At 45.6% G+C, this 26,925-nt stretch carries 26 protein-coding genes and 1 other annotated feature; of the genes, 7 read left to right on the top strand and 19 right to left on the bottom strand.

Translation table 11 applies throughout. The features are described from left to right. Positions 1-18: 18 nt before the first annotated feature. Genes QOZ98_RS16365 through QOZ98_RS16350 form a run of 4 tightly spaced genes read right to left on the bottom strand, consistent with a single transcriptional unit; the run spans position 19 to position 2,558 of the window. The gene (locus QOZ98_RS16365) at positions 19-336 is read right to left on the bottom strand and encodes a thioredoxin family protein (RefSeq protein WP_308788391.1); all 318 of its coding nucleotides are present in this window, start codon (positions 334-336) and stop codon (positions 19-21) included. 12 nt (positions 337-348) lie between these two features. Beyond that, entirely contained in the window at positions 349-864 is a 516-nt protein-coding gene (locus QOZ98_RS16360) for a hypothetical protein (RefSeq protein ID WP_308788390.1), read from the bottom strand. A 59-nt stretch (positions 865-923) separates the two neighbouring features. Beyond that, positions 924-1,442 (bottom strand): DUF84 family protein, encoded by a 519-nt coding sequence (locus QOZ98_RS16355; protein WP_308788389.1) that lies wholly within the window; start codon positions 1,440-1,442, stop codon positions 924-926. 42 nt (positions 1,443-1,484) lie between these two features. After that, a complete protein-coding gene (locus QOZ98_RS16350) occupies positions 1,485-2,558 on the bottom strand; it encodes a M42 family metallopeptidase (RefSeq protein ID WP_308788388.1) in 1,074 nt (357 codons plus the stop codon). Between the two features lie 280 nt (positions 2,559-2,838). On the opposite strand from QOZ98_RS16350, the gene QOZ98_RS16345 reads away from it, so the two are divergent. Then, the gene (locus QOZ98_RS16345) at positions 2,839-3,153 is read left to right on the top strand and encodes a PepSY domain-containing protein (protein ID WP_308788387.1); all 315 of its coding nucleotides are present in this window, start codon (positions 2,839-2,841) and stop codon (positions 3,151-3,153) included. Positions 3,154-3,181: 28 nt separating this feature from the next. On the opposite strand, the gene QOZ98_RS16340 is transcribed toward QOZ98_RS16345, so the two are convergent. The 6 genes from QOZ98_RS16340 to pepV form a co-directional block, all read right to left on the bottom strand. Next, positions 3,182-4,036 (bottom strand): YtnP family quorum-quenching lactonase, encoded by an 855-nt coding sequence (locus QOZ98_RS16340; RefSeq protein WP_308788386.1) that lies wholly within the window; start codon positions 4,034-4,036, stop codon positions 3,182-3,184. Between the two features lie 22 nt (positions 4,037-4,058). After that, the gene (gene trmB, locus QOZ98_RS16335; RefSeq protein WP_308788385.1) at positions 4,059-4,709 is read right to left on the bottom strand and encodes a tRNA (guanosine(46)-N7)-methyltransferase TrmB; all 651 of its coding nucleotides are present in this window, start codon (positions 4,707-4,709) and stop codon (positions 4,059-4,061) included. Between the two features lie 22 nt (positions 4,710-4,731). After that, positions 4,732-5,640, bottom strand: a complete 909-nt coding sequence (locus tag QOZ98_RS16330) for a diacylglycerol/lipid kinase family protein (protein ID WP_308788384.1) — start codon at positions 5,638-5,640, stop codon at positions 4,732-4,734. A 23-nt stretch (positions 5,641-5,663) separates the two neighbouring features. After that, on the bottom strand, positions 5,664-6,206 hold the full coding sequence (gene thpR / locus QOZ98_RS16325) for an RNA 2',3'-cyclic phosphodiesterase (protein WP_308788383.1): 543 nt from the start codon (positions 6,204-6,206) through the stop codon (positions 5,664-5,666). A gap of 92 nt (positions 6,207-6,298) precedes the next feature. Continuing rightward, the gene (dat, locus tag QOZ98_RS16320) at positions 6,299-7,147 is read right to left on the bottom strand and encodes a D-amino-acid transaminase (RefSeq protein ID WP_308788382.1); all 849 of its coding nucleotides are present in this window, start codon (positions 7,145-7,147) and stop codon (positions 6,299-6,301) included. A 17-nt stretch (positions 7,148-7,164) separates the two neighbouring features. Continuing rightward, the gene (gene pepV / locus QOZ98_RS16315; RefSeq protein WP_142829441.1) at positions 7,165-8,538 is read right to left on the bottom strand and encodes a dipeptidase PepV; all 1,374 of its coding nucleotides are present in this window, start codon (positions 8,536-8,538) and stop codon (positions 7,165-7,167) included. 303 nt (positions 8,539-8,841) lie between these two features. On the opposite strand from pepV, the gene QOZ98_RS16310 reads away from it, so the two are divergent. Beyond that, on the top strand, positions 8,842-9,063 hold the full coding sequence (locus tag QOZ98_RS16310) for a DeoR family transcriptional regulator (RefSeq protein ID WP_142829443.1): 222 nt from the start codon (positions 8,842-8,844) through the stop codon (positions 9,061-9,063). A 40-nt stretch (positions 9,064-9,103) separates the two neighbouring features. Here the strand turns inward: QOZ98_RS16310 and QOZ98_RS16305 are convergent, their stop codons facing one another. Then, complete coding sequence (locus QOZ98_RS16305; RefSeq protein WP_308788381.1) at positions 9,104-9,817, bottom strand: pseudouridine synthase; 714 nt, start codon at positions 9,815-9,817, stop codon at positions 9,104-9,106. A 10-nt stretch (positions 9,818-9,827) separates the two neighbouring features. Next, entirely contained in the window at positions 9,828-11,432 is a 1,605-nt protein-coding gene (locus QOZ98_RS16300) for a putative polysaccharide biosynthesis protein (RefSeq protein ID WP_142829447.1), read from the bottom strand. Positions 11,433-11,560: 128 nt separating this feature from the next. Between QOZ98_RS16300 and QOZ98_RS16295 the strand changes: the two genes are divergently transcribed. After that, positions 11,561-12,844, top strand: a complete 1,284-nt coding sequence (locus QOZ98_RS16295) for a BaiN/RdsA family NAD(P)/FAD-dependent oxidoreductase (RefSeq protein WP_308788380.1) — start codon at positions 11,561-11,563, stop codon at positions 12,842-12,844. Positions 12,845-13,131: 287 nt separating this feature from the next. On the opposite strand, the gene leuS is transcribed toward QOZ98_RS16295, so the two are convergent. The 3 genes from leuS to QOZ98_RS16280 all read right to left on the bottom strand — a co-directional run bounded on the left by leuS (position 13,132) and on the right by QOZ98_RS16280 (position 17,201). Further along, positions 13,132-15,543, bottom strand: a complete 2,412-nt coding sequence (gene leuS, locus QOZ98_RS16290; protein ID WP_308788379.1) for a leucine--tRNA ligase — start codon at positions 15,541-15,543, stop codon at positions 13,132-13,134. Between the two features lie 43 nt (positions 15,544-15,586). After that, positions 15,587-15,793: a binding site (T-box leader), on the bottom strand. 44 nt (positions 15,794-15,837) lie between these two features. Continuing rightward, complete coding sequence (locus QOZ98_RS16285; RefSeq protein WP_142829453.1) at positions 15,838-16,491, bottom strand: 3-oxoacid CoA-transferase subunit B; 654 nt, start codon at positions 16,489-16,491, stop codon at positions 15,838-15,840. Between the two features lie 17 nt (positions 16,492-16,508). Next, entirely contained in the window at positions 16,509-17,201 is a 693-nt protein-coding gene (locus QOZ98_RS16280) for a CoA transferase subunit A (protein ID WP_308788378.1), read from the bottom strand. Positions 17,202-17,377: 176 nt separating this feature from the next. Here QOZ98_RS16280 and QOZ98_RS16275 point away from each other — a divergent pair, with 176 nt between their 5' ends. After that, positions 17,378-18,331 (top strand): TIGR01212 family radical SAM protein, encoded by a 954-nt coding sequence (locus QOZ98_RS16275; protein WP_308788377.1) that lies wholly within the window; start codon positions 17,378-17,380, stop codon positions 18,329-18,331. Further along, complete coding sequence (locus QOZ98_RS16270; protein ID WP_308788376.1) at positions 18,328-18,891, top strand: class I SAM-dependent methyltransferase; 564 nt, start codon at positions 18,328-18,330, stop codon at positions 18,889-18,891. The genes QOZ98_RS16275 and QOZ98_RS16270 overlap by 4 nt, the downstream gene beginning before the upstream one ends. Positions 18,892-18,948: 57 nt before the next feature. On the opposite strand, the gene QOZ98_RS16265 is transcribed toward QOZ98_RS16270, so the two are convergent. The 4 genes from QOZ98_RS16265 to QOZ98_RS16250 form a co-directional block, all read right to left on the bottom strand. Next, positions 18,949-19,767: a hypothetical protein gene (locus tag QOZ98_RS16265; protein ID WP_308788375.1), complete on the bottom strand. Its 819-nt coding sequence runs from the start codon at positions 19,765-19,767 to the stop codon at positions 18,949-18,951. 308 nt (positions 19,768-20,075) lie between these two features. Then, on the bottom strand, positions 20,076-22,082 hold the full coding sequence (locus tag QOZ98_RS16260) for a heavy metal translocating P-type ATPase (RefSeq protein WP_308788476.1): 2,007 nt from the start codon (positions 22,080-22,082) through the stop codon (positions 20,076-20,078). A 245-nt stretch (positions 22,083-22,327) separates the two neighbouring features. Next, positions 22,328-22,747, bottom strand: coding sequence for a universal stress protein (locus QOZ98_RS16255; protein ID WP_308788374.1), 420 nt, complete (start codon positions 22,745-22,747; stop codon positions 22,328-22,330). Between the two features lie 23 nt (positions 22,748-22,770). Further along, positions 22,771-24,231, bottom strand: coding sequence for a SulP family inorganic anion transporter (locus QOZ98_RS16250; RefSeq protein ID WP_308788373.1), 1,461 nt, complete (start codon positions 24,229-24,231; stop codon positions 22,771-22,773). 175 nt (positions 24,232-24,406) lie between these two features. Here QOZ98_RS16250 and QOZ98_RS16245 point away from each other — a divergent pair, with 175 nt between their 5' ends. Both QOZ98_RS16245 and QOZ98_RS16240 read left to right on the top strand, forming a co-directional pair. Beyond that, complete coding sequence (locus QOZ98_RS16245) at positions 24,407-24,949, top strand: recombinase family protein (RefSeq protein ID WP_308788372.1); 543 nt, start codon at positions 24,407-24,409, stop codon at positions 24,947-24,949. A 31-nt stretch (positions 24,950-24,980) separates the two neighbouring features. Further along, entirely contained in the window at positions 24,981-26,870 is a 1,890-nt protein-coding gene (locus tag QOZ98_RS16240) for an LTA synthase family protein (RefSeq protein WP_308788371.1), read from the top strand. The last annotated feature ends 55 nt before the right edge of the window (positions 26,871-26,925 follow it).

Raw genomic sequence — 26,925 nt, 5'->3', positions numbered from 1 at the left:
GGCGAACCGTTTTTATTGTTATTTTGGCAAATTCGAAATAAATCCTTCGATCTCTGCTTGTGTCTTTCGATCCTTGCTGACAAAACGTCCCGTTTCCTGGCCATGTGCATAAGCAAGAAAGCTCGGAATGCCGTAGACATTCTGCTCAATGCACAAATCAATAAACTGGTCGCGATCCACCGATACAAAAGTATGATCTGGAAATGCTTTTTGGACTTCAGGCATGACAGGATCAATGACACGGCAATCCGGACACCATCCGGCTGTAAACATAAAGATTGCGGCAGATTCTTTGGTCAGTTCATGAAATTCCTCAGTTGTTTGCAAGTTTCTCATTAAAGTAATCTCCTATTCATCGCTATCGATTGAACGGACCGTTTTCATCATCCAGTCCATATTTTGTGGGATTTGGTTTTCTGTTGTTACAGTCGTCAATTTAACACCACCGGCGCTGACTACGAGCTCCAACTGGTCTTCTGCAATCTCTTCTACTGTCGCAAATCCAAAACGGCCGTTTTGCTGAAACGTTTCATCCACTACCCAAAGCTGTTCGGAATCCTCTTTTTGAAGATCATAGAAAAAAGTGCTGGCAGCTCCTTCGTTAGGATTGATGAGTAAAGCAAAAGAATCGCTGCCTTTTGTGATTAAGCTATCAGAGCCATCCGATGGTTCTTCAATATTATAGCCACTCGGAACATACAAATTGGTTTGTCCGACTGTTTCGTTGGTATTTTCCGGCTCTTCTTCAAACGCGCCTTGCGCATTTTCAATTCCTTTTACAATCTGCTCTTCTGGTGTTGCGTTGCAGGCAGCCAACAAACCTGCCAGCAAAAGCAGCATAAAAATTAATCCATACCGAGGCACACTTTTTCCCCCTTACATTACTGCTCCTTATTTTAAAGGTGTTTACATGGACATGCAACTTAATCGCTGTCCCGTTGGTATTGCCCAATCAACAATTTGACGACATGGCTGAACATTTCACCCCGATTGACGAAACCGTCTGTCAGGATTCCGACTGCGCCTTTATGGTGGCGGATTCCGATTTCATTGGCATAGTCGTCCATGACAGGTCCGAGTTCAATGCCCTTATGGAGGCCTTCTGCAATCTCGGATGGCAATGGAATCTGAGCTCCAGCAGCTGTATATAAGCGCCCATCCTGAGTTGCTAAAGCACCCCAGTTGCACAGATAAAGAATCCCTTCCATTTCGTAGACACCGCCCTCCAAGCCAACAGCAAAATCAAAATCCCCTAAAGCATTTTTGGCCCTGTTTACTGCACCTTGACGCGTTTCCTGCTGCGAGAAAGGCTGCGCTGACACTTCCGATTCGGCATCTACAGCAGATAAATCGACTGTCCACTCCATGTTCGTAAGCACGCTTGATACGGCATTGATTTTCGCAGGATTTTTTGAGGCAATTGCTGCACGAATTTTTTTCATCTCCACTGTTCCTTTCCAAAAAAAAGAGCCCGCAGGCACTTTTTAGACATTTTGTTTGATGGTCTCAAGCGTCGTTCGGTCAGTCGCTTTCACTAGTTTCGTCAATAGCTCTTTAGCTGCTGCATAATCATCTGTGTGGATAATTGATGACGATGTATGGATATAGCGGGAACAGATTCCAATGACTGAACTTGGAACTCCTTCGTTCGTGGTGTGCACACGTCCAGCATCTGTGCCGCCCTGCGAGACGAAATATTGATAAGGAATGTTATGTGTTTCAGCAGTATCCAGGATAAATTCACGCATGCCGCGGTGGGTCACCATGCTTTTATCGAGAATGCGCAATAGGGTTCCTTGGCCCAGCTGGCCGAATTCGTTTTTGTCGCCTGTTGCATCATTAGCCGGGCTGGCATCAAGAGCAAAAAACAGATCCGGTTTGATCATTGTGGCAGCCGTTTGGGCACCGCGCAAACCAACTTCTTCCATAACTGTCGCACCGGAAAATAATTGATTCGGCAACTTTTCATCTTTCAGTTCTTTCAGGAGTTCAATGGCCAGTCCGCAGCCATAGCGATTATCCCAAGCTTTGGCCATGATTTTCTTTTCATTGGCCATCGGTGTAAAGGGGCTGTAAGGCACGATTTGCTGGCCGGGACGGATGCCCATCGCCAGCGCATCTTGTTTATCGTCTGCTCCAACATCAATTAGCATGTTCTTGATCTCCATCGGTTTGCTGCGAAGTTCTTCGCTCAGCAGATGAGGAGGAATCGAGCCGATAACGCCTGGAATTGCGTTTTCACCAGCAATGATTTCAACGCGTGTAGCCAGCATCACCTGGTTCCACCAGCCGCCCAAAGTCTGGAATCGGAGCATGCCGTTATCGGTAATTTGGGTTACCATGAATCCCACTTCATCCATATGGCCCGCTACCATAATGCGCGGTCCATCCTGCTGGCCATCTTTTACGCCGAAGATGCTTCCCAGGTTGTCTTGAATAAGATGGTCGGATACTTTTTCAAGCTCCTGCCGCATAAATTTCCGGACTGCATGTTCACTGCCTGGCGCTCCCGGCAATTCCGTTAAGGTTTTAAACATTTCACGTGTTTCAGCATTCATATCAAAATTCCTCCTATGTAAGTAGCAATGGCTTCCGCGAGCCTGGCAGCTTGCGAAAATCATTAGTTTGGCTGGTAACATACTTTTTTATACGCCGTTAGGATCCTAATTTCTTATCTTTATTCACACAATAACTTACCTACATTCAGTTTAGAGCTTTTATCAGATAATTTCCAGTTTTATATTTCGTTTTTCGAAAGAATACCATCTTTAATGCTATCATTTCGCCCTTCAAAATATTTATGGTACAATTTATCCAGTAATTAGAGGAGGGATTTTAGTGAATAATCGTGATTTGCTTATTGGATTTGCTACCGGTGTAGCAGCAACTTATTTGGTAAAAGAATTGTATGATCGCAAGGAAAAACTATACCCGGCAGACGACGTACTAAAAGAAGTTAAATCTGCATTTAAAGAAGAAGGTCCCATTGATGGCTCTTGGATTTTCATGAAAACCGAGCCATACAAGCAGCACGCCTTATCGACTGAGGTTTATAAAGGCGGCATCACTCGCCACAAGGAAGACGAACTTCAGCAATTTGAATTTTTGGCTGATGCCTTCACTGGCGCAGTCATTGAAGTAAAACAGGTGTAAAAAAAAGGAGCCCCTCGGCTCCTTTTTTTTACACCATTTTTTCCTTGTGTACAAGCGACTCAACAATTTCTTTGCCATCTGCACTCCACTTTAGGATGCGGTAGTAAGCGTCATGGTAAAAACTAAAGTAATAGCCATTTTCCAGAGCTTCCTTCATCAGCTTTTCTTTTGCGTAGATGGAGTCCATCGGATAATCGTCAAATGCCAATACCCATAATGGGTTCTGGTGAGCATGTGTTGGCATAATGTCTGCCATATGCAGTATGGTTTCATTGCCGCTGGCCAATTTGATGACACTATGGCCATCCGAATGGCCGCCGGTATGGATTAGCGTAATAGCATCAAACAAAATTTTCTCGCCTTCAAAAGTTTCGACTTGTCCGACAATCGGTTCCCAATTTTCTTTCCAGTATGTGTTGCGTGACCGGATATTCGGATGCTGCATTTCATTCCATTCGACTGCGGATACATGAATTTTTGCATTCGGAAATACCGATACCAGCTCGTCGCCTTGCCATTTTGTCAAACCGGCTGCATGGTCTCCGTGAAGGTGGGTCATCAGAATTGTATCAATATCTTCAACGGTCAAATCGAGCTCCGCCAAATCCTTTTCAACCCGCGACTGTTCGGAAACCCCTAAATTACGCAGTTGGCGATCTGTCAATTTGCCATCGCCCAACCCACTGTCGATCAAGATATTGTGCCCTTCAAATTGAACTAATATCGGATGTGTCGGCAATTCGATTTGATTTTTTTCATTGGCCGGATAACGCTTTGACCAAATGACTTTTGGCACTACTCCAAACATCGTGCCGCCATCCAGAAAAGTCGTTCCCCCATCAAGCCAGGTTAAAACCATGTCGTGAAATTGAAATTTCTGCATTCCCTTTTCCCCCTTGTCATGATCAGCTAACTGAAAACTGTGCTTCCATCCGGTAAATCGGCTGGCCTTTTTTCGAAAATTTCTCTTCGTATTCGGTCATGATGTTCCATTCGGGTTCATTGTCATGAAGATCCAATGAGACCTCTTTCAATAACATACCATACTCAGAAATGCTCGTAAGCGAATATTCAAAGAGTTTGCGGTTATCGGTTTTGAAATGAACTTCTCCATTTTCCGGCAATACCGCTTCATAAAGCTCCAAGAAAGATTCGTGCGTCAAACGGCGCTTGGCGTGGCGCTTTTTTGGCCACGGATCCGAGAAGTTCAGGTATAGCCTGTCCACTTCGCCTTTGTCGAAATATTCGGCAATTTTTTTGGCATTGACTTTCAAAAGCCGCAGGTTAGGTATGCCGTGCTCTTCTTCCAACACAGTTTCCAGTGCCGTTACAATCACACTGTCGAAAAGCTCGATTCCGATGTAATTGATATGCGGATTGGCTTTTGCCATTCCAATGATAAAACGGCCTTTGCCGGTTCCTGCTTCGATGTGGAGCGGGTGTTTATTGCCGAAGACTTCCTGCCATTTACCTTTTTTCTGCTCTGGGTCCGGAATTACAATTTCCGGATGCGTATCGATTAAATCTGCTGCCCATGGTTTAAAACGTGATCTCATGTTTCATCCTCTTTCTATTCCTTTAGTATATTGATTTCCAATCATACTGGCTGACCGAATAAACGACCATTTCGTTTGGAAGGCTCATACCGGCATCATCACCATCGATATGCCGGCAAACCGGCTTGTCAGTCGATAGCCTGAATTCCGTGCTGCTCATCTGGCTGACCTCTTTAAAACGTGTATGTGCTCCGCTGAATACCGTACCAAAAACCAGCAATAGTTTCAAACGTGAAATTTGGTGGACGACCGTCAATTCAAGCAATCCATCGTCTGTTATTGATGCAGGGGAAATTCGCATGCCTCCTCCAAAATAGGGCTGATTGCTGACCGTGGCCAACCAGACATCGCTGTAAGTGATCCACTTGCCATCGACTTCCACGGACAAAGTGAATTTTTCGAACTTCAAAAACGTCCTGACGACATACAGAACATAGACCAGTTTGCCAATGCCCAGTTGATTCAGTTTTTTCTTACTGGCTGACCGGTTGACGGCGATGGTGATCTCTGCGTCAAAGCCGATCCCTGAGCTGCTGACAAACTGAAAACCGGCGCCATCAATAAGTTGCGCCAAGTCTTCTCTACGATATACAGGATTTAAAAGAAATTTTTCAATTGCCCGTGCGTCCTTGAATGTGCCATAAGCTCTTGTGAAATCATTGCCGGACCCTGCTGCTACGGAGCCGACAATCAGCTCTTTGGCACCGGTCGCGCCGGCGACAATTTCACGCAACGTGCCATCTCCGCCAAATCCGATCAACAAGGCAGATTCCTGCCGTTCCCGGTAGCCAGCCGCAATTTCAGCAGCATGGCCCGAAAAGCGCGTCGTGACCTGTTCGAACGGAAAGTTGACAGTTTTAACAAAACGGTGCCATTTTTTTAACGCTCTGCCGTTGCCCGCTACGGGATTGATGATAAATACTATTTTCATAAGCACTCGCCTACCGTCTTTTGCTATTCAACATCTTTTTCCAACACATAATTCGCTATCTTTCGATAACGAGGATTTTCCTTTGGCGCAATTTGGAACAGTGAGAACTCCGTTACTTCGAATTGCATCTTGCCGATCGAAAACTGCGGTTCGCCAGGAGCACCGCCAGCCCATTTGCTGGCCAATGTAATGTGGGGGATAAATTCTTTCGGGTCTGGCCGGATCTGCAGCGGTTCAAGAGACTCCAGTACCTGCCGCTGAAGCCCCTGCAGCTCTTCGCTGTTTTCCAGCGAAGCATAAATGATACGGGGTGTTGAGGGGTTTCCGAACGCCTTTATGCCATCAACTGCCAAGCTGAACGGCGGTTGCTTGATACTGGACAGCAATTTTTCAGCCCGGCCGATTTCATCGTATACATCTTCTCCGATAAACAGCAGCGTGATGTGCATGTCCTGTGGAGGTGTTTGCCTTTTATGGCTTTGCATATTCCATGAGCGGCGCTCTTCATCCAGTTTTTCCGAAATTGCAGAGGGAATCTTTATCCCAATAAAATAATGTGGCTTCATTGTCATCACCTGGTTTCAGTTTACCATGTGCGCAGACACAAAAAAATAGTGATTGGCCGGAGCCAATCACTTTTCTTTTGAACCTTCTGAGATTATGATTTCACGCCTACCCCAATTCGTGCTTCAAAAGCGGACTGCAGTTTGCGGGTCAATTCCCCCGGTACGCCCTGTCCGATTTTTTGGCTGCCAATCTCAATAACAGGCATTACTTCTGTAGTCGTTGAAGACATGAAAAATTCATCCATTTCGAGTGCCTGTGTTTTTGTAAAGGCTGTTTCCTCTACTGGAATGTCCAGCTCTTTGCACAGCTCCAGAATAACTCTTCTCGTGATGCCGTTCAAAATGAGGTTATTGGCCGGATGAGTATAAAGAGTGCCGTTTTTAATGCCGTACATATTTGATGAACAGCCTTCTGTTACGGTTTCACCACGATGCAGAATGGCTTCGAAAAAGCCTTCTTCGGTAGCTTCCTGTTTTGCCAGCACGTTGCCGAGCAAGTTCAAGCTCTTGATGTCGCAGCGAAGCCAGCGGATATCCTCGATAAACTTGGCTTTTACTCCTGACTTCATGCTTGCGACCGGACGCTCTACTGATTTGGTGTTGCCTGTAATGACGGGCTCCGCCTGAGTCGGGAACTGATGCTGGCGTTCTGCAGCACCGCGTGTGATCTGAACATAAACTTGGCCATTGTTGATATTATTCATTTCAACAAAATCATACATCATTTTATGGAACACGTCTTTTGTATGAGGAATGACGATTTTGATTTTATCCGCGCTCTCATAAAAACGGTCGATATGTTCTTTAGCCGTAAACAAATTGCCGTCATATACACGAATCACTTCATAAATCCCGTCCCCAAACTGGTAGCCGCGATCTTCCTTCGAAATCACCAAGTCTTCTTCACGAATAAACTCTCCATTGTGCAATATCAAATCCATATCCATTCCCTCTTTCCTCATTTTTTGCAAGCCAATTGATAAATCGCTTCTGCGTAAATCGCAGTCGCTTTAATTAAATTGTCGATGTCGACAAATTCATCCGCTTGATGCGCAACATCCGGTTCGCCAGGAAACAGCATTCCGAATGCTACACCTTTATCCAATACGCGCGCATAGGTGCCTCCACCAATCGCAAGTAAATCTGCTTTGTTGCCGGTCTGCGTTTCATATGCGCTTTGCAGCGTTTTGATGAACGGATCGTTTTCGTCCACATAATGAGGAGGAGAATTGGACGCAATGTCCAGTACGAAATCCTTCAACTGATAGGCAGCCATCTTTTCTTTGAATGGGTAACTTACAGAATAACGCATGCTGACAGTAATCATAGCGGTTTTCTTTTTCTCGAAACGAATAATTCCGGCATTGAACGTTGTTTCTCCGGATTGATCATCTGCGAAATCAAGGCCCAGTTTGCGTCCCCGTGAATCCTGGTAGAACGTATCGGCGACAAATTCCACAAACTTTTGGCCATCGCCTTCTAAACGGTCTTTCAAGAACAATGCCAGCAGAACTCCGGCATTAATGCCGTTTTCCGGTTCCATCGCATGAGCCGACTTGCCATTCAAGGTCAATTCAGTCGAAGCGTTGTGCTGCTCCACGACACCGGTCACCTTGTGCTTCAAGCAAAATTCTTTAAAATCCTCTTGCCATTCTGCCAGCTGCCCATCTAAAATTGCAGTTGCCTTATCGGGCACCATATTGGTCCGATGTCCAGCTATAAACGATTCAAGGATCGCATCCTCATGCATCGAGAACGTTGAAAAATTCAGGCTGGCAATTCCTTTTTCAGCATTGATGATAGGGAAATCTGCATCCGGCGCAAATGCGGCTGCAGGCATTTCTTCTGTCTCGAAATAGCGGTCCATACAGCGGAAGCCGCTTTCTTCATCCGTACCGATAATCAGACGCACCCGCTTCGTGAATTCCATATCCAAATCCTTCAGCATGTTCAACGCGGTCCATGCAGCAATAGTCGGACCTTTGTCGTCGATGGCCCCACGGCCGTAGAGGCGGCCGTCCTGAATCTCTCCGCCGAACGGGTCTTTTGTCCAACCTTCACCTGCCGGCACAACATCTACATGCCCTAAAATGCCGAGCAGCTCTTCACCCTGCCCGATTTCCAGGTGCCCTGCAACATCTCCAACGTTTTTCACCGAATACCCTTGTGCTCTTCCTTTTTGCAAAAACCAATCCAATGCCTGCTTGACTTCTTTTCCAAAAGGAGCTGTTGGCGTTGTTTCTTCGCTTAATACGCTGGGAATCGCCACTAATTCCTGCAATTCACTCAGCATGGTGTTCTTGCGTTTCTTTGCTTCTAACAGCCAATCCATGTTTCACACTCCTTTTTGTTATGGCTATTGTACACCTTTTTTCAGGAAATTAAAGAATTTGACGGTAATTAACACAAAAAATTCTGTCTTTCTATTGTTATTTTTTCGTAAAAATAAAGGAAAATCCTAGAATTCGAGATGTTTTTCCGCTATAATCAAATTGTCAGACTAGTTAGATTGACACATCTTTTTAGGAAAAGGGGCTGTCTTTGGCATCTATCATTAACCGGCTGTATAAACCTCAGCACATCGTCCGCTAGTCTTTGCCAATGGGAAAAAAGATGAAGGAGTGGTTCTATTATCATGAAACCTACAACCGATCGCATGCTCATTCGAATAAAAGATATGTATAAGTACATTCTCGAAAATGGGACTGTAACGACGCAAGATCTTGTCGACGAATTCGGCATCACTCCTCGCACCATTCAAAGAGATTTGAATGTGTTAGCCTTTAACGACTTGGTGACCAGCCCAACTCGAGGCAAATGGACAACGACGCAACGAAAAGTGAAAATGACGTCCTAAAAAGATTTCCTAAACAAAGAAAATGACCGCAGCTATGCGGTCATTTTCTTTGTTTTAAACTGGTTACTTCCTCTTCCGTCAAATGGCGGTATTCTCCGAGTCCAAGCTCCGGATCAAGGCTTAACGGTCCCATCGACAAGCGCTTCAAGTAAACCACCCGTTTGCCGACACTTTCAAACATCCGCTTGACCTGGTGGAACTTGCCTTCGGTGATGGTCAATTCAATTTTGGAAACAGGACCGCTTTCAAGAATGTTCAAGATGGCCGGTTTCGTTACGTAGCCATCGTCCAGCTCCACGCCCTTTTCGAACGCCTTGCCATCCTCTTCTGTAACTAGCCCCTCAATCAGCGCATAATACGTTTTGTCCACGTGCTTTTTGGGCGACAATAGTTCATGTGCCAGTTTGCCGTCATTCGTCAGCAACAGAAACCCTTCGGTATCCTTATCCAAGCGCCCTACAGGGAACGGCTCGAAATGCCGCTCTTGTTCGTCCAGCAGATCGATGACCGTCTGATCGTACTTATCTTCTGTTGCTGAAATGACGTCCTGCGGTTTATTCATCAGCAAGTAGATAAACTCGGTATAGGCAACAGCTTCCCCACCCACCAGCACGATGTCGGCATGTTCGTCGACGTGCACTTTTGGATCGCGGACGACTTCGCCGTTCACTTCCACTGCTTTTGTCTTCAGCAGGATTTTCACTTCTTTTCTGGAGCCGTAGCCCATATTGGAAAGGAATTTATCTATGCGCATTGTGCCACTCCTAAAAACCGAATTTCCGGGAAATTCTTGTTATTTTCGAGCCCAGCAACTTCTGTGCCAACCCGGTCTTCAAGCCAAGGTAACCGTAAACGATTGCCCCGACACCGCCGACCAGAATAATACGCAGCAATGACAGGAATTTATTGTCCATGCCAATAAACAGATCCAATCCTGAAAGAGCAAGGTAAACTGCACCTGCCATGATCAAGTTCAAGATGACGATCAGGATGACGCGTCTGCCGACCATCTGCGAACGGTAGTTCATGGTTTTGACGATGACCAGCATGTTCATGCCGATAGCTGCCACATACCCGATGATCGTTGCCGCAATTGCCCCGTCTGTTTCAAAACGCTCAATCAGCGGGGTGTTCAAAATCGCTTTCAACAGGAGTCCGGTAGACAAGTTGATAATGATCCACTTTTGTTTGTTGATGCCCTGCAGGATTGAAGCCGTTACCGGAAAAGCTGCAAACAAGATAGCAACCGGCAAGTAATGCGCTAAAATTTCAGAACCTACATCACTGACTTCGTAGAACACATGGTACAACTCATCAGACAGCATCGTCATGCCGATCACCGCTGGCAATGTCAAAAACAGCATAACCTGTATCGATTGATCGAGTGTCCGTGACACTTGAAGATGTTCATTGCGCGTAAAGTGTTTGGTGATCAGCGGAATCAATGCCATTGAAAAACCGGTGGCCAGCATAACTGGAATCATCACCAGTTTATGGGCAGTCAAGTTCAGAATTCCAAGCAAGTCGATATCCGAGACATTGCCGCCGGAACTCATTGCCCGGTTAAAGGTCATCAAATCGACAAATTGGAACAAAGGATTGGCAATTCCAAGGAAAATGACCGGAACCGCATAAACCAAAATTTCTTTGTACATATCACGTAATTTTACGTCGTAGGATTCAACAGAATTTGCCAACAGGCGATTGTACTCTGGTTTTTTCTTTTTCCAGAAATAGCCTAATGTGACAATTCCGCCGAGCGCTCCGATTGCCGCTGACAATACAGCGAATTGAATCGCCGTTTTCGGTGTGCCGTCAAATAGATAAATGACCGCAAAAGCTCCGCCCAACAGGAAAATGATGCGGACAATCTGCTCGACCAGCTGCGAAACAGCCGTCGGCATCATGTAATTATAACCTTGGAAAAATCCTCTCCAAAGACTCATGAATGGTACGACAATCAGCGCAAAGCTGACCCAGCGAATCGCTTCTGTGACATCTCCAACTGAATAAATCCGTTCATCTTCAGAAATGGTGATGCGGGCAAGCGGTTCGGCAAAGAGGTAAAGCAGCAGAAAAGAAACAAAGCCGGTGATCATCATCGTCAGCAATCCTGACTTTAACAACCGCCTCCCTGTCTCATAATCTCCAAGGGAATTGTATTTGGCGGTAAATTTCGAGAATGCGATCGGAGCTCCTGAAATGGCCAGCGCCAGCATCAGGTTATACGGTATGTATGCGTATTGATAAAGACCGATATTGTCTTCTCCCACCATGCTGTAGAACGGGATGATATAAATAACTCCAAGGATTTTCGATAGAAACAAACCCAATGTTAAGATGGCTGTACCTTTGATTAATGACGACATTTTGCACTTCCTGACTTGTTCATGATAAAAGCAATCTACACGATAGTTTACACCTATAGAAGAAATTACTCAACGTGTTTCGCCTCATCGTGTATACTGAGAGAAAAACGAAAGCGAGTTCTTATTTTATGTATGACGTTATAATCATCGGCGGGGGTCCCTCCGGTTTAATGGCTTCGATTGCCGCAGCTTCCAACAACCAAAAGGTTTTACTGATTGAAAAAGGAAAGAAACTAGGAAAAAAATTAATTATTTCCGGCGGTGGCCGCTGCAACGTGACCAACCGTCTGCCTCTTGACGAAATTGTGAAACATATTCCAGGGAACGGCCGATTTCTCCACAGCCCGTTTTCCGTATTCAATAACGAAGACATCATTTCCTTTTTCGAAGGTCTTGGCGTTGCTTTAAAGGAAGAAGACCATGGACGAATGTTCCCGGTATCAAACCGGGCACAGGACGTGGCGGAAGCCATGTTCAAAGAAATGGATCGGCTGAATGTTGCGGTGCTGCTCGACTCACCCGTCAAAAAACTATTGATGACCGACGAGCACATAACGGGTGTCCGGCTCCATACCGGCGAAGAGTACACAGCTAAAGCAATCGTGGTAGCAGTCGGCGGCAAGGCCGTACCGCAAACCGGTTCTACCGGGGACGGCTATCCGTGGGCGGAAAAAGCAGGGCACACAGTCACTGACCTCTATCCGACCGAGGTACCGCTGCTGTCGAAAGAACCGTTTATCGTCAGCCGGGAACTTCAGGGACTGGCGCTGCGTGATCCGGCTGTGACGGTCCTGAACAAAAAAGGCAAAGTGCTGGTGACGCATCAAATGGATATGCTGTTTACCCATTTCGGATTGAGCGGCCCGGCTGTTTTGCGCTGCAGCCAGTACGTTGTCAAGGAAATGAAAAAAAATGGCGGTGCGCCTGTTGAAATGCGCATCAACTCTTTGCCGGATGAAAATGCTGAATCCGCTTTTCAGCTGCTCAATAAAATGATGAAAGACGAACCGAAAAAATCGGTTAAAAACGTTTGGAAAAGTCTCGCCCAGGAGCGGTGGCTGCTGTTTCTTCTAGATCGCGCAGACATTAATCCCCAAATAACCGGTGCGGAACTGCCAAGCGACAAGGTCCGTGCATTTGCGCAACAGTTGACGGCCTTTGCCATGTTCGTAAACGGTACACAGCCGATCGAAAAAGCGTTCGTCACAGGCGGCGGGGTTTCCATCAAAGAAATTGAGCCGAAAACGATGGCTTCCAAAAAGAAACCCGGCTTGTATTTCTGCGGTGAAATTCTGGATATCCATGGCTATACAGGTGGCTATAATATCACTTCTGCACTGGTGACCGGCAACGTCGCTGGCCAAAGTGCAGCAAGATTTGCGAAGGAAAGCCCTATAGAAAGCGGAGTTTAAGCGCCATGGACAACAAAACCGATTTTATTCTGCTGCTTGTCTATTTCCTGCCATTGCTGATCATTTTCGGCGCCTTGCTGATCGGACGCGCTTTTGATAAAAACAAGAAAAAATGATGCTTTCCAAATTCCGCTCTGTTCATCAACTCTTTTGAGGCTGTTCGGAGCAGTTTATATAGTGATCATTCTTAAGTTCAACTTATATCGCCTAATATTGATTGACCAAAAAGAGCCAGACTGAAGAATTCCAGTCTGACTCTTTTTATTATTTATAATCCGCTTTTCTTTTTAGCCTACAACAATATTGACCAATTTCCCTGGAATGACGATGACTTTGCGTACTTGTTTGCCATCTGCAGCTTTTTGGACATGTTCGTCCGCAAGTGCTGCCGCTTCCAATTGTTCTTTTGTGCTGTCTTTAGCAACAGTCAGCTTGGTTTTCACTTTGCCGTTCACTTGCACCACAACTTCCACGACATCGTCGACCAGTTTCGACTCGTCGTACTGCGGCCAGTTTTCATATGCGACTGACCCATCATGGCCCAATTTCTCCCATAGCTCTTCTGCCACGTGAGGTGCGATTGGCGACATTAGTTTTACGAAACCTTCTACATATTCTTTTGGAATCGAATCGACTTTGTAGCCTTCGTTAATGAACACCATCATTTGTGAAATCGCTGTGTTGAAGCGCAGCCCTTCAAAATCGTCCGTCACTTTCTTAACCGTCTGGTGATAAATTTTCTCCAGTTTGCCATCGTTGGCACCGGTGACTTTCGGACTCATTTGCTCGCCATCCATCAATAGGCGCCAGACGCGGTCCAGGAAGCGGCGAGAGCCGTCCAAACCGTTTGTCGACCAGGCAATCGAAGCTTCTAAAGGACCCATGAACATTTCGTACATGCGCAATGTATCTGCTCCGTGGCTTTCAATGATTTGGTCCGGATTGACGACATTGCCTTTTGATTTTGACATCTTCTCATTGCCTTCACCCAGAATCATCCCTTGGTTGAACAGCTTCTGGAATGGCTCTTTTGTCGATACCACACCGATATCATAAAGCACTTTATGCCAGAAACGCGCATACAATAAATGAAGCACGGCATGTTCTGCACCACCGATATAAACATCAACCGGCAGCCAGCGTTTCAAGAGTTCCGGATCAGCCAGCATTTCATCATTGGTTGGATCGATAAAGCGCAAGTAATACCAGCAGCTTCCTGCCCATTGCGGCATCGTGTTGGTTTCGCGGCGCCCTTTCATGCCGGTTTCAGGATGGACAATATTGACCCATTCGTCGATATTGGCAAGCGGTGATTCGCCTGTGCCGCTCGGTTTGATGTCTGTCGTTACCGGCAGCATCAACGGCAAGTCTTTATCTTCGACCGGTGTCATCGTGCCGTCTTCCCAGTGGATAATTGGAATCGGCTCGCCCCAGTAACGCTGGCGGCTGAACAGCCAGTCACGCAAACGATATGTGATTTTCTTTTCGCCGACTTGTTTGTCAATCAACCAGTTGATGGCTTTTTCAATGGCTTCTTTCTTGTTCAAACCGTTCAGGAAATCAGAATTGATCAATTCGCCGTCGCCTGCATATGCTTCTTCTTCAATATTGCCGCCTGAAACAACTTCCACAATCGGCAATTCAAATTGCTTGGCAAATTCGTAATCGCGTTCGTCATGAGCCGGAACTGCCATGATCGCACCTGTTCCGTAAGTTGCCAAAACATAATCAGCAATCCAAATCGGCATTTTTTCGCCGCTTGCTGGATTGGTCGCATAGGCACCCGTGAAAACGCCAGATTTGTCTTTCGCCAAATCGGTGCGCTCCAAATCACTTTTCGTCTTGACGTCATCAATGTATTTTTCAACAGCCTGTTTTTGCTCAGCCGTCGTGATGCCAGCCACCAATTTATGCTCAGGAGCAAGGACTGCATAAGTCGCGCCAAAAATCGTATCGGGACGTGTCGTGAATGCACGGAAGGAATGTTCCGTATCAGCTACCTGGAATTCCAGTTCCGCCCCTTCCGATTTGCCGATCCAGTTGCGTTGCATGTCTTTCAAGCTTTCCGGCCAATCCAATTCATCCAAATCTTCAAGCAAGCGATCTGCATACTCAGTGATGCGCAGCACCCATTGGCGCATTGGACGGCGTTCAACCCGATGTCCGCCGCGTTCTGATTTGCCGTCAATTACTTCTTCGTTTGCCAGAACTGTTCCAAGTGCCGGGCACCAGTTAACGGCCACTTCGTCAACATAAGCAAGGCCTTTATTATACAACTGGATAAAGATCCATTGCGTCCATTTATAGTAAGAAGGATCTGTCGTGTTTATTTCACGGTCCCAGTCATAAGAAAATCCAAGTTCCTGAATTTGCCGCTTGAACGTCGCGATGTTTTTAGCAGTAAATTCTGCCGGATCGTTTCCGGTATCCAGTGCATACTGCTCTGCCGGAAGACCAAATGCATCCCAGCCCATCGGATGAAGAACGTTAAAGCCCTGCATGCGTTTTACACGGCTCAAAATATCCGTCGCAGTGTAGCCTTCCGGATGCCCGACATGAAGGCCGGCGCCTGATGGATATGGGAACATATCCAATGCATAGAATTTTGGTTTCGATGGATCATCCACCATTTTGAACGTTTTGTTGTCTTGCCAATACTTCTGCCATTTCTTCTCCACTGTCTTGTGCTTGAATGTCATTTTCCAGTTCCTCCTCAAAAATAAAAACTCCCGTCCCTCATAAATAAGGGACGGGAGTTTTCCCGCGGTACCACCCAAATTAGCGATCGCTCGCTCAACTTGATTCCTTAACGCGGAAAACGGTGTATCTTACTTGGTTTCACATACACGGACTCCAAGGCGAGTTCACTTGTGCGTTTTGCCGGCTTGCACCACGCGCCGGCTCTCTGTGGAAAACACACAACCTACTAGTCCTCTTCACTGTCATTGGTTATTGACTCTATTTTAGACGAACCGCTGTTTTTTGGCAATAGCCTATGAGACTTTAACGTTTTCCGTATTTAACGGCGCATCGGTGGAGTCGATAATATCCTGAACCGTAAAACCCTCGAATACTTCTGTCAGCACAAGTCCCGCATCTGTCACTTCGATGACAGCACGTTCCGTGATGATTTTGTTGACTACAGCTTTGCCGGTCAGCGGCAAGTCGCATTGCTTTTTGATTTTGGCCGAACCGTCTTTGGAAACATGGTCCATAATAACAATGACTTTTTTAGCGCCATGGACCAAATCCATTGCACCGCCCATGCCTTTGATCATTTTCCCTGGGATCATCCAGTTTGCCAAGTCGCCGTTTTCAGCTACTTCCATGCCGCCAAGAATCGCCACATCGATGTGCCCCCCGCGGATCATCGCAAATGACTCCGCACTTGTAAAGAATGCAGACCCAGGAATTGTTGTGACGGTTTCTTTTCCAGCATTGATCAAGTCCGGATCTACTTGGTCTTCTGTCGGGTAGGGTCCAATTCCCAAAAGTCCGTTTTCTGATTGAAGCACAACACTTTTGTTGTCGGAAATAAAATTGGCTACCAAAGTCGGCATGCCGATCCCCAGGTTGACGTAATCGCCATCTTTAATTTCTTTTTCGGCTCGCCTTGCAATTCGTTCTCTCACTAATTGTTTGTCCACGATTTTCTCCACCCTTCCTAAACAGTGCGCGTCGTTAGACGTTCGATGCGTTTTTCCTGCGTTGCTTGAAGCAAGCCTTGAACGTAGATGCTTGGCGTTTGTACATGGTTCGGATCGATCGCACCGATCTCCACGACTTCTTCCACTTCAGCAATGGTGATTTTGCCAGCGGCAGCAGCAAGCGGATTAAAATTCTGTGCCGTCTTGTTGTACACCAAATTGCCCATCTTATCTGCCTTATGCGCCCGTACGAGTGCAAAGTCTGCTTTTAAGGCATGCTCAAGAACATACTCTTTGCCATCAAATTCACGGATTTCTTTGCCTTCCGCTACAGTTGTCCCGACGCCAGCTGGTGTAAAGAAAGCCGGAATCCCTGCTCCGCCTGCGCGCATTTTTTCAGCAAGTGTTCCTTGCGGCGTCAGTTCCACTTCGATTTCGCCCGACAGCACCTGGCGCTCGAACTCTTTGTTTTCGCCTACGTATGAACCAATCATTTTTTTAATTTGTTTATTTTTTAATAACAAGCCCAATCCCCATTCGTCCACTCCACAGTTATTGGAAATGACGGTCAGATCGGTAACCCCTTTATCAACCAGTGCTAAAATCAATTGCTCAGGTATTCCCACTAATCCGAACCCGCCTACCATAATCGTAGCGCCGTCCTGGATCTGTTCAACTGCTTCTTTTGCAGAACTGTAAATCGGTTTCATTCCATTATGCCCCCTCTGCCTTATCAACTGAAAAATTGATTACTAAAACGCTTCCATTTCAATTTAAACAAACTATTGATGTAAACGCAATATTCTTAAAAAATAGGGTTTGAATTGCCTGGGATTGTGGGCAGTTTTGTCTGCATGCTACACTATTAACAGAGGAGTTGTTTGGAGTGAATACAGAATTTCCTTTTTCATCTGATGGAAAACGCTACTATACATGGAATCGCCACTTGCGCGATCATTTTGGCTTTAAGGTGATGAAAATTGCACTGGACGCAGGCTTTGATTGCCCGAATCGGGACGGCACGGTCGCACATGGCGGCTGCACTTTCTGCAGCGTCGCGGGTTCCGGTGATTTTGCAGGAGACCGAGTCGATCCGATTCCCGAGCAGTTCGACAAAATAAAAGAAAAAATGCACCGCAAATGGAAAGACGCGAAATACATGGCTTATTTCCAGGCTTATACCAATACACATGCTCCCTTGCCGGTCATCAAGGAAAAATTTGAAGCAGCGCTTGAGCAGGAAAACGTCATCGGCTTAAGCATTGCGACACGCCCCGACTGCCTGCCAGACGATGTGGTCGATTACTTGGCGGAGCTGAACGAACGGACCTATCTGTGGGTGGAACTTGGACTTCAAACCGTTCACGAGCGGACAGCGCTGCTGGTCAACCGAGCCCATGATTTTGAAAGCTATGTTGAAGGCGTTACGAAGCTGCGTAAGCGTGGCATCCGTGTTTGTACCCACATCATCAACGGCTTGCCGCTCGAAGACCGGGACATGATGATGGAAACTGCCCGTGAAGTGGCCAAGCTTGATGTCCAGGGCATTAAAATTCACTTGCTTCATCTATTGAAAGGCACACCGATGGTCAAACAGTATGAAAAAGGCATGGTCGAGTTTCTGGAAAAACAGGAATACATCAATTTGGTAGCCGATCAACTTGAAGTGCTGCCGCCTGAAATGGTAGTCCAGCGCATCACCGGCGACGGCCCCATTGACTTGATGATTGGCCCCATGTGGAGCGCCAATAAATGGGACGTCTTAAACGGCATCGATGCCGAACTGGAACGCCGCGGAAGCTGGCAAGGGAAAATGTCTGCTGGGAGCGTGGCTCGATGACTTTGCAGCGTGTTTTGCCGTATACAAAGTTTTTGCTTGAACAAGCCATTTCGCCGGGAGACTCCGTAGTGGACGGTACAGCGGGGAATGGCCATGACACCCACTTTCTTGCCGGGTTGACCGGTGCGTCAGGGAAAGTTTTTGCTTTTGATATTCAGGAAGAAGCGATCCGGGCAACTGCTGAACGGGTCAACGGATTTCAGCATGTTGAACTTGTTCACGACAGCCATGCTAAAATTAAGGAATACGTGTCCTCTTCGATATCTGCTGCTGTTTTCAATCTGGGGTATCTGCCTAAAGGCGACCACAGCATCATCACCAAAGCGCAAAGCACATTGGCGGCTCTTGAACAATGTTTGGAGCTTCTGCAAGTTAAAGGTTTGCTGCTCGTCGTCGTCTACAGCGGCCATGACGGCGGCAGCGAAGAACGGGATGCGGTCTTGAAATTTGTTTCTGCACTGCCGCAAAAATCCTTCGACGTCTTAAAATACGAATTTATCAATCAACAGCATTCTCCGCCTTTTCTGTTGGCGGTTGAAAAAAAGCAGCCGCACCAATAAAAAACGCGTAAAGGAGCAGCTGTTCCTTTACGCGTTTTCTTTTTGAAAAAGTACGGATCATTGAAGATTCCAGCTCCGGTCAGATTGAAAACTCTGCTGATAGCTCAACAGTTCCGCGTTGCACATGGCAGCATATGCTTCAGATTCTTTTGCAGATTCAACGGCTTCAGCTACTGAAGCATCCACACGCTCTCCGGTATCCAATGCCTCCAGTAAAATTAGAGCTGCCTCGATGCGGTAAAGAACTGCTCCTTCAAAATATAATTTATAGTCATGGAGATGCTGGGCGTACTCTGTGACGCTTTTAAATTCCACGTGTCTAATATGGTCCAATAGCGACTCATACTTCTGTTGGATCTTTTCCAGATGGACAGATAGCGATTGCTTGCTCACCCCTTCAGGATTAGCAACAAACCTTCCCCAATGCTTTTCCCATACTTCATTGAACTTGCTGTTCATTTCATTAATTTCCAGCCAGGCATAGTTCAAAGAGTGTTCCTGTTTTCCCAGAACGGCATGAGCGATCTGCGGCTCATGAAAATCAGCTGAAGGTACCTCAACATCAGCTGGATCCTCTAGTTTAAGGGTCACCATGTGCCATTGTTCTTCTTCTAAATGAGACAGAAATTTTTCTATCAACTCATTTCTTATAGCTTCCAGTTCCTCCGCTCTGCTGATATCAATCTCTTCAACTTGCTCTTTTTCTTGAAAGTTCACAAATTTGCTTGCCGGCTCATCTTGTTCTGTCTTTTCTTCTGGAGTATGGATGCGCTCAAGATTTCCTTCAACTTCCAAACAACCTCCCAACAAAAAGCATGCCAGCATGAAATTGCCCGCCATAATGGCGCGGCCATCCGTTCGATTTTGCCTGATCATGTAATCAACCTTCTTCCACAGGTTGTTTTTACGCAATTCCACTGCCTGATCAGCACTAAAGCTCCTTTCCTATTATTATGCTGCATCTCTCATATACAAAACCAACACGCGTCAATTATGTACTATTTTTTAAAAAATATTAACATTATTTCAATACCATCTTTTCCCTTTTTTAAAACCTATATGAGACATTAAATGAAAGTGATGAAAAGCTAAAAAATATCTCTTTTCAGATACAACTTTAACAGCAAAACGAAGCCGATCTCTTACTGCAGAAGATCGGCTTCACATACATCAAGTTGTTGGTTTTATACCTTCAATAGTTTTGCGTTGATGGCGACTATAACTGTGCTCAAACTCATGAAAACTGCACCGATTGCCGGGCTCAAGACAATTCCCCAAGGCGCCAGCACACCTGCAGCCAGTGGGATGGCAAAAATGTTGTAGCCTGTTGCCCACCATAAATTCTGGACCAGCTTTCGGTAAGTTTTTTTGGACAGGTCAATCAGTGTGACAACATCATTGGGATTGCTTTTCACAAGCACCACGTCGGCCGTTTCAATCGCTACGTCTGTTCCAGCTCCAATTGCGATACCAAGATCTGCTGTTGCTAGCGCCGGTGCATCGTTGACTCCATCCCCCGTCATCGCCACTTTCCAGCCTTTGCCTTTGATTTTTATGATGTGATTGGCTTTGTCATCCGGCAATACTTCCGCGTAAACTTCATCGATTCCGACTTGTTTGGCTACCCAATCGGCGACTTTCCGATTGTCTCCTGTCAGCATAATCGATTGAATGCCTTTTGCCTTTAAAGCAGCCACTGCCTCTTTCGCAGTATCCCGAACAATATCCGCCAAGGCAATCATTCCAACCAGCCGGTCTTCCACGAGAACGAAGACGACTGTCTTCCCTTCTTCTGACAACTTATTAAACCGGTTGTGATTGTAGCTTAAGTCATTGCTATTCACATAACCTGGGCTGACTACATTGACTTTTTGTCCATCCACAGTGCCTTGGATGCCTTTGCCGGTAATCGATTCGAAATCACTTACTCTGCCAATTGAAACATTTTGATGTTTGGCAGAAGCGACGATGCCTGCCGCAATCGGATGTTCCGAATTTTGTTCGATAGCCGCTGCCAGCTGCAACAGTTCTTCGTTGGCATAGCGGCTTTCAGAGAAGATATCGGTGACCCCAAACTCGCCTTTTGTAAGAGTTCCGGTTTTATCAAATACCACAGCATCTAAATTCCTTGCTCCTTCAAAGTTTGCACGATCCCGGATCAGCAGGCCTTGTCTAGCAGAAATGGATGTCGAGACGGCAACAACCAATGGCGCCGCCAGACCTAAGGCATGGGGACATGTAATAACCATGACCGTAACCATTCGCTCAATGGCAATATCAAACGAGTACCCCAATGCCAGCCAAGCGAATAAAGTGATAAACCCTGCCGCCAACGCTATATAAAAGAGCCATTTGGCTGCACGATTTGTCAGATCCTGAGTTTTGGATTTAGATTCCTGTGCTTCTTTGACCATCGTGATGACCTGGGATAGATAGGATTCTTTCCCTGTTTTCTCCACTCTGATAATAAGAGAGCCTTCTTTGTTCACCGATCCTCCGATAACATCATCGCTGACTGATTTATCAACAGGGACGGACTCCCCGGTCAGCATCGATTCATCGATGGTTGACGTTCCCTCCAGGATCACTCCATCTACTGGAATTTTTTCGCCCGGTTTTACTAGAACCCGGTCCATGTTCCGGATCTGAGACAAGGGCACTTCCTGGACTTGGTCGTCTTCATCCAATTTGTGCGCTTCGCTCGGCATTAGTTTCACCAGCTGTTCCAACGCATTGGAGGCACCCATTATGGAACGCATTTCAATCCAATGACCGAGCAGCATGATGACGACAAGTGTTGCCAGTTCCCAGTAAAGCTGATTGCCAGCCCACCCGAAAACCACCAATGTACTGTAGCTATAAGCAATTGTGATGGCCAAAGCGATTAATGTCATCATGCCGGGATTTTTGTCTTTCAGCTCATTGATGCCCCCGGTTAAAAATGGCCAGCCTCCGTAGAAAAATACAACGCTCGATAAAGCAAATAAAATATACAAATCGTTTTCAAAACGCCAGTCGACTCCCATGAAGTGCTGAATCATTGGAGACAGTGCCAAAATCGGAATGGTAAGAACCAACGACACAAAAAAGCGCTTTTTGAAATCTTCTACCATGTCGCCATGGCCGTGGTGCTCATGAGGAGTATGCTCTTCAGGTTCAGAATAACCCTCTGCTTCTTGAAACGTAGGCATGTCGTGATGCTCGTTCTGATGATGATCACTTTTGTTTTTTTCCAATGGGACCCCTCCCTTTTTCACTTTTCAGATTTTTATTTTATTATAAAATCAAATTATCGAGAATGTATGCAGAACTTTTTGCTGTCAGACCTTAATTGCCACAGTCAAAGCCCATATACTTCGATTTGTTCTCATGCTCTCCTGTTATGGAATGTTTCCATTAAAAAAAGAGCCCATTGAGAGCTCTTTCCTCATTTTTATTATTTCACAATTAATACTGGGCAATTTGCACGTTTCACTACTTTATGGCTGACGCTGCCCAACACCATTTCCTGTAATCCATTCAACCCGCGGCTGCCGATAACCAGGATATCGAATTTTTCCTTATTGGCAAATTCAACAATTGTCGGCCCCGGTGTTCCGTGAAGAACTTCCACTTTGTATTTCACATCTCCAGCTGCCAAGGTTTCTTCGATCGGCTGAAGTTTTTTTCTGCGCTTCAAATCCAATTCCATCGAACTGCCGCTGTGCAGCACTTCATTTTTTGAATTATCATAGTCTGCGACAAAAACAATTGTCACCTGAGATTCTGCAGACCCTGACGCTAGTTTGACCGCTTCTTTTGCTGCGCGTTCCGAGTGGTCTGAGCCGTCAACGGCCAGCAATATTTGATTATACATATTCAAACACTCCTTTTTCCTGATTAATGGGTTGGCAATTTGGCATTGCCGCTTTTGAAGATCGCCAGCTGATCGATCAACTTTTGACTTCCTGTATCCAAACCGATAATTTCCACGTTATTGCGGTTTTCCCTGAACTTCAAGACAACTCGGTCAACTGCACCAACACCAGAATCATCCCAAATATGCGCCTCGGTGAAATCGATGATAATCTTTTGTCCTTCCACTTCATAATCGAATTTCTCAAGAAAATCTTCTACAGATGCGAAGAACAATTGTCCCACCACTTCGTAATGTGTACCTTCCAGCAATTTCTTATTCACTTTGATTTTTGATATTTTCGCGACAAAGAATATTGCGCTCAATAAAACACCTGCCAATACACCAATAGATAAGTCATGCGTGTACACTACAATGGCCACTGTCGCGAGCATGACAATCGAATCGGCCTTTGGTGCTTTTTTTAGGTAGGTGAAAGATGACCAGTCAAAAGTGCCGATAGAAACCATGATCATGATTCCGACCAGGACCGGCATCGGAATCTGTATGACTACATTTCCTAAGACGATGATCAGAAACATAAGAAATACTCCAGCAACTAAAGCGGAAAGCCTTCCGCGCCCGCCAGACTTGACGTTGATGATTGATTGGCCAATCATGGCACATCCCGCCATTCCGCCGAAAAATCCGGTAACGAAGTTGGCAATGCCTTGTCCTCTGGATTCTTTATTCTTATCGCTTGGGGTGCCTGTCATGTCATCAACAATATTGGCTGTCAATAACGATTCCAGCAATCCGACCACTGCCAACGCCAATGAATAAGGCAAAATGATCATCAAAGTTTCCAGGTTTGCCGGCACATCCGGCAATAGGAATGTCGGCAAAGTCTGGCTGATGGTCCCTAAATCCCCCACTGTCCGCAAGTCGAACCCAGCGTAAATGGCAGCTGCCGTCAACACTACCAATGCGATCAGCGGAGCTGGAACCGCTCTAAAGAACCGGGGAACGATGTAGACAATTGCCAGCGTAATGGCGACAAAAACATAAGTTAAATTATTGATGCCGACAAAATGCGGCACTTGAGCCATGAAAATCAAAATGGCGAGTGCATTGACAAAGCCAATCATAACGGCGCGTGGAATAAATTTCATAATCTTTGCCACTTTAAAAACACCAAAAATAATTTGGATAACTCCTGTTAAAATTGTGGCCGCTAGTAAATATTCCAGTCCATGATCCCGCACAAGCGGCACCATTAATAGAGCCATGGCTCCTGTTGCCGCAGATATCATTCCCGGGCGGCCGCCCACGAATGCAATGATTACCGCGATGCTGAACGATGCATATAATCCCACCATTGGGTTGACACCCGCGATGATGGAAAATGCGATGGCTTCTGGAATCAAAGCCAAGGCGACAACAATTCCCGCAAGAATATCTCCCCTGACATTTCCGAACCATTGAGTTTTAATTTTTTTCCACACAGTATCTTTCCCCTCAGACTCTATAATTTTTATGGCTTTTAACTCTCATAAAAGCCGCGCTTTTTTACAATGGCATTAGTGTATCACCAAATTCCCCAAAATAGAACCTTTTTGGAACTTTTTTTGTTGATGTATGTTATGATGGTTACAATCAATTATGTAAGGGGATTTTTAAGTGTTGATAGGATATGCAAGACCAAGCATCGAAGATCCGGATTGCAAAATCCAGCAAGCGCTTTTGAAAAATACTGGCTGTGCGGAAGTTTTTATAGAAACACACGCCTCTCCAAAAAAACGGGAGCAGCTTCACAATTTATTGGCAAAGGCGGCTTTTGGCGATAAAATCGTGGTTTCTAAACTTTATACATTTGCAGATTCTACCAGGCATTTAGTGGAGCTATTAGATAAACTCGAAACCGCAGGGACTTCCCTCTTTTCAATACATGAAAGCATCGATACAAATCACGGCCAGCAATATGCGTTCACTAAAATTCTTCACTGTTTGGCTGAATTCCAACGTGATGCCATCAGTGAGAAAACCAAGGCCGGCCTGTCTGTCGCCAAAGAAAAAGGGGCAGTCTCTGGCCGTCCGCGCAAACCGGACGAAAATGTAAAAAAAGCAATTGAAATGTACAACAGCAAACAATACAGTTTAGCTGAAATCAAGGAAAAGACCGGCATCAGCAAATCCACTTTATACCGCTATTTGGAATATTAATGCTTGGCGTTCCTCCAAAAGGAGATTTTACATGTTAAATAAAAAATGGCCAAAACACACCCTCCTGGCAATTGCCATCATCGCCACCTGGTTCAAAACTTATATTACTTATCAAACTGGCTTTTCAATCACAATTGATAATGTTATGCAGGAAGCCATTCTGTTTCTCAGTCCGCTAAGTCTGCTTCTTTTCTTATATGGATTATCTTTATTCTTTAAGAAACAAAAGAACAAAAATCGGTATTTGCTGCTGATGACCCTCGTTACTTCTATTATTTTGTATGGCAACGTCGCTTTCTACAGATTTTTCAGCGACTTTATTACATTGCCCGTGCTGTTTCAAACTGATAATTTCGGGGATCTTGGTTCAAGTGCTGCAGCAACTATTTATCCGACGGACCTTCTATACTTCAGTGACTTTATCCTGTTGCTGGCGGCAGTTAAGTTTATAAAAATTCAGGAAGATAACAAGGAATCCCGAAGCAGCCATCGGCGAGCCTATTTCATTCTTTCCGGCGCCGTGTTATTTCTGAATCTTGGATTGGCTGAAGCAGAACGCCCACAATTGTTGACACGCAGTTTTGATCGGGAAATGCTGGTTAAAAACCTTGGCATGTACAACTATCATTTATACGATATTTACGTTCAGTCCAGATCCCAAGCACAGCGGGCATTTGCAGATGGTTCCGAACTAACCGATGTCCACAACTATGTTCGAGCCAACCAAGTTGAACCGTCTGAAGAAATGTTTGGAATAGCAGAAGGCAAGAACTTAATTGTCGTAACTTTGGAATCGATGCAGAGCTTTACCATCAATGAGCAAATGAACGGACAAACCATCACCCCATTTCTTAACGAGCTGACGGAGGACGAAGACACGGTTTATTTCCCAAACTTCTACCATCAGACAGGACTCGGCAAAACTTCCGATTCTGAATTTCTGCTTGAAAACTCCCTCTACCCGCTAAGCGGTGGAGCTGTGTTCTTCACGCACGGTGGAAACACTTATAATTCAATGGCTGAAAAACTTGGCAACCAAGGATATGCGACAAATGTCCAGCACGCCAACAACAAAAGTTTTTGGAATCGCGACATGATGTATGAATCCTTGGGCATCGATGAATTTCTCGATATTCAAAGCTATAGTGTTGGTGAAGGCCAGGCAGTCAACTGGGGCATGAAAGACATACCGTTTTTTGAACAGTCTGTTGCCCATATGGCTGAAATGCCGCAGCCATTCTACAGCCGGTTAATCACGTTGACCAATCATTTTCCCTTTACTTTGGACGAAGAAGACAAGCTGATCGATGAATTCGACTCCAACTCAGGTACTCTTAACCGCTTTTTCCAGACAAGCCGCTATCTGGACGAAGCCGTTAAAGAATTATTTGATGATCTGAAAGAACAAGGTCTTTACGAAAATTCGATTATCGTCATGTATGGGGATCATTACGGCATCTCAGAAAACCATAACGAAGCAATGGCCCAATACCTTGGAAAAGAAATCACGCCTTACGAATCGGCACAGCTTCAGCGGGTTCCCTTCTTCGTGCATATTCCAGGATCAGGCAAGGGCCATGTCAATGAAGAAATTGGCGGACAGGTCGATATGCGCCCAACCATCCTCAATTTGATGGGCGTAGAATCAGATACGGATATGCAGTTTGGCAGTGATTTGTTTTCCAATGAACGTGATGAATTCGCTATTTTCCGTGACGGACGTTTTGTTACTGACGATTACGTTTATGCCGGAAGTACCTGTTACGAAAACGGTTCTGGCCAGCCGGTTGAGCAGGAGCTGTGTGTTCCTTTTGCAGATCAGGCTTTAACAGAATTAAATTACTCAGAAAGAGTCATTAATGGAGATCTGCTCCGATTTTACGATGAAGAAACTGGCCAATTGCTTGATGCAGATCAATAAGAAAAAGGAAGACCAACTGCCCAATAGCAGCTGGTCTTCCTTTTTTATGTTTAAC

The sequence above is a fragment of the Planomicrobium stackebrandtii genome, assembly GCF_030814955.1.
In the GTDB taxonomy this organism is placed as follows: Bacteria; Bacillota; Bacilli; order Bacillales_A; family Planococcaceae; genus Planococcus; species Planococcus stackebrandtii.
The sequence above is the reverse complement of the archived record's forward strand: the minus strand, read 5'-3'. Positions and strand labels throughout refer to the sequence as shown.

Excerpts from the sequence above, each read along its gene's own strand:
- pepV (WP_142829441.1), bottom strand. The coding sequence starts at position 8,538 with ATGGATTGGCTGTTAGAAGCAAAGAAACGCAAGAACACCATGCTGAGT.
- QOZ98_RS16295 (WP_308788380.1), top strand. The coding sequence starts at position 11,561 with ATGTATGACGTTATAATCATCGGCGGGGGTCCCTCCGGTTTAATGGCT.
- QOZ98_RS16270 (WP_308788376.1), top strand. The coding sequence starts at position 18,328 with ATGACTTTGCAGCGTGTTTTGCCGTATACAAAGTTTTTGCTTGAACAA.
- QOZ98_RS16355 (WP_308788389.1), bottom strand. The coding sequence starts at position 1,442 with ATGAAAAAAATTCGTGCAGCAATTGCCTCAAAAAATCCTGCGAAAATC.
- QOZ98_RS16280 (WP_308788378.1), bottom strand. The coding sequence starts at position 17,201 with ATGAAACCGATTTACAGTTCTGCAAAAGAAGCAGTTGAACAGATCCAG.
- QOZ98_RS16300 (WP_142829447.1), bottom strand. The coding sequence starts at position 11,432 with ATGTCGTCATTAATCAAAGGTACAGCCATCTTAACATTGGGTTTGTTT.
- QOZ98_RS16255 (WP_308788374.1), bottom strand. The coding sequence starts at position 22,747 with ATGTATAATCAAATATTGCTGGCCGTTGACGGCTCAGACCACTCGGAA.
- QOZ98_RS16365 (WP_308788391.1), bottom strand. The coding sequence starts at position 336 with ATGAGAAACTTGCAAACAACTGAGGAATTTCATGAACTGACCAAAGAA.
- QOZ98_RS16330 (WP_308788384.1), bottom strand. The coding sequence starts at position 5,640 with ATGAAAATAGTATTTATCATCAATCCCGTAGCGGGCAACGGCAGAGCG.
- QOZ98_RS16265 (WP_308788375.1), bottom strand. The coding sequence starts at position 19,767 with ATGATCAGGCAAAATCGAACGGATGGCCGCGCCATTATGGCGGGCAAT.
- QOZ98_RS16310 (WP_142829443.1), top strand. The coding sequence starts at position 8,842 with ATGAAACCTACAACCGATCGCATGCTCATTCGAATAAAAGATATGTAT.
- QOZ98_RS16340 (WP_308788386.1), bottom strand. The coding sequence starts at position 4,036 with ATGCAGAAATTTCAATTTCACGACATGGTTTTAACCTGGCTTGATGGG.
- QOZ98_RS16260 (WP_308788476.1), bottom strand. The coding sequence starts at position 22,082 with ATGCCTACGTTTCAAGAAGCAGAGGGTTATTCTGAACCTGAAGAGCAT.
- QOZ98_RS16240 (WP_308788371.1), top strand. The coding sequence starts at position 24,981 with ATGTTAAATAAAAAATGGCCAAAACACACCCTCCTGGCAATTGCCATC.
- QOZ98_RS16305 (WP_308788381.1), bottom strand. The coding sequence starts at position 9,817 with ATGCGCATAGATAAATTCCTTTCCAATATGGGCTACGGCTCCAGAAAA.
- leuS (WP_308788379.1), bottom strand. The coding sequence starts at position 15,543 with ATGACATTCAAGCACAAGACAGTGGAGAAGAAATGGCAGAAGTATTGG.
- dat (WP_308788382.1), bottom strand. The coding sequence starts at position 7,147 with ATGGATTTGATATTGCACAATGGAGAGTTTATTCGTGAAGAAGACTTG.
- thpR (WP_308788383.1), bottom strand. The coding sequence starts at position 6,206 with ATGAAGCCACATTATTTTATTGGGATAAAGATTCCCTCTGCAATTTCG.
- trmB (WP_308788385.1), bottom strand. The coding sequence starts at position 4,709 with ATGAGATCACGTTTTAAACCATGGGCAGCAGATTTAATCGATACGCAT.
- QOZ98_RS16350 (WP_308788388.1), bottom strand. The coding sequence starts at position 2,558 with ATGAATGCTGAAACACGTGAAATGTTTAAAACCTTAACGGAATTGCCG.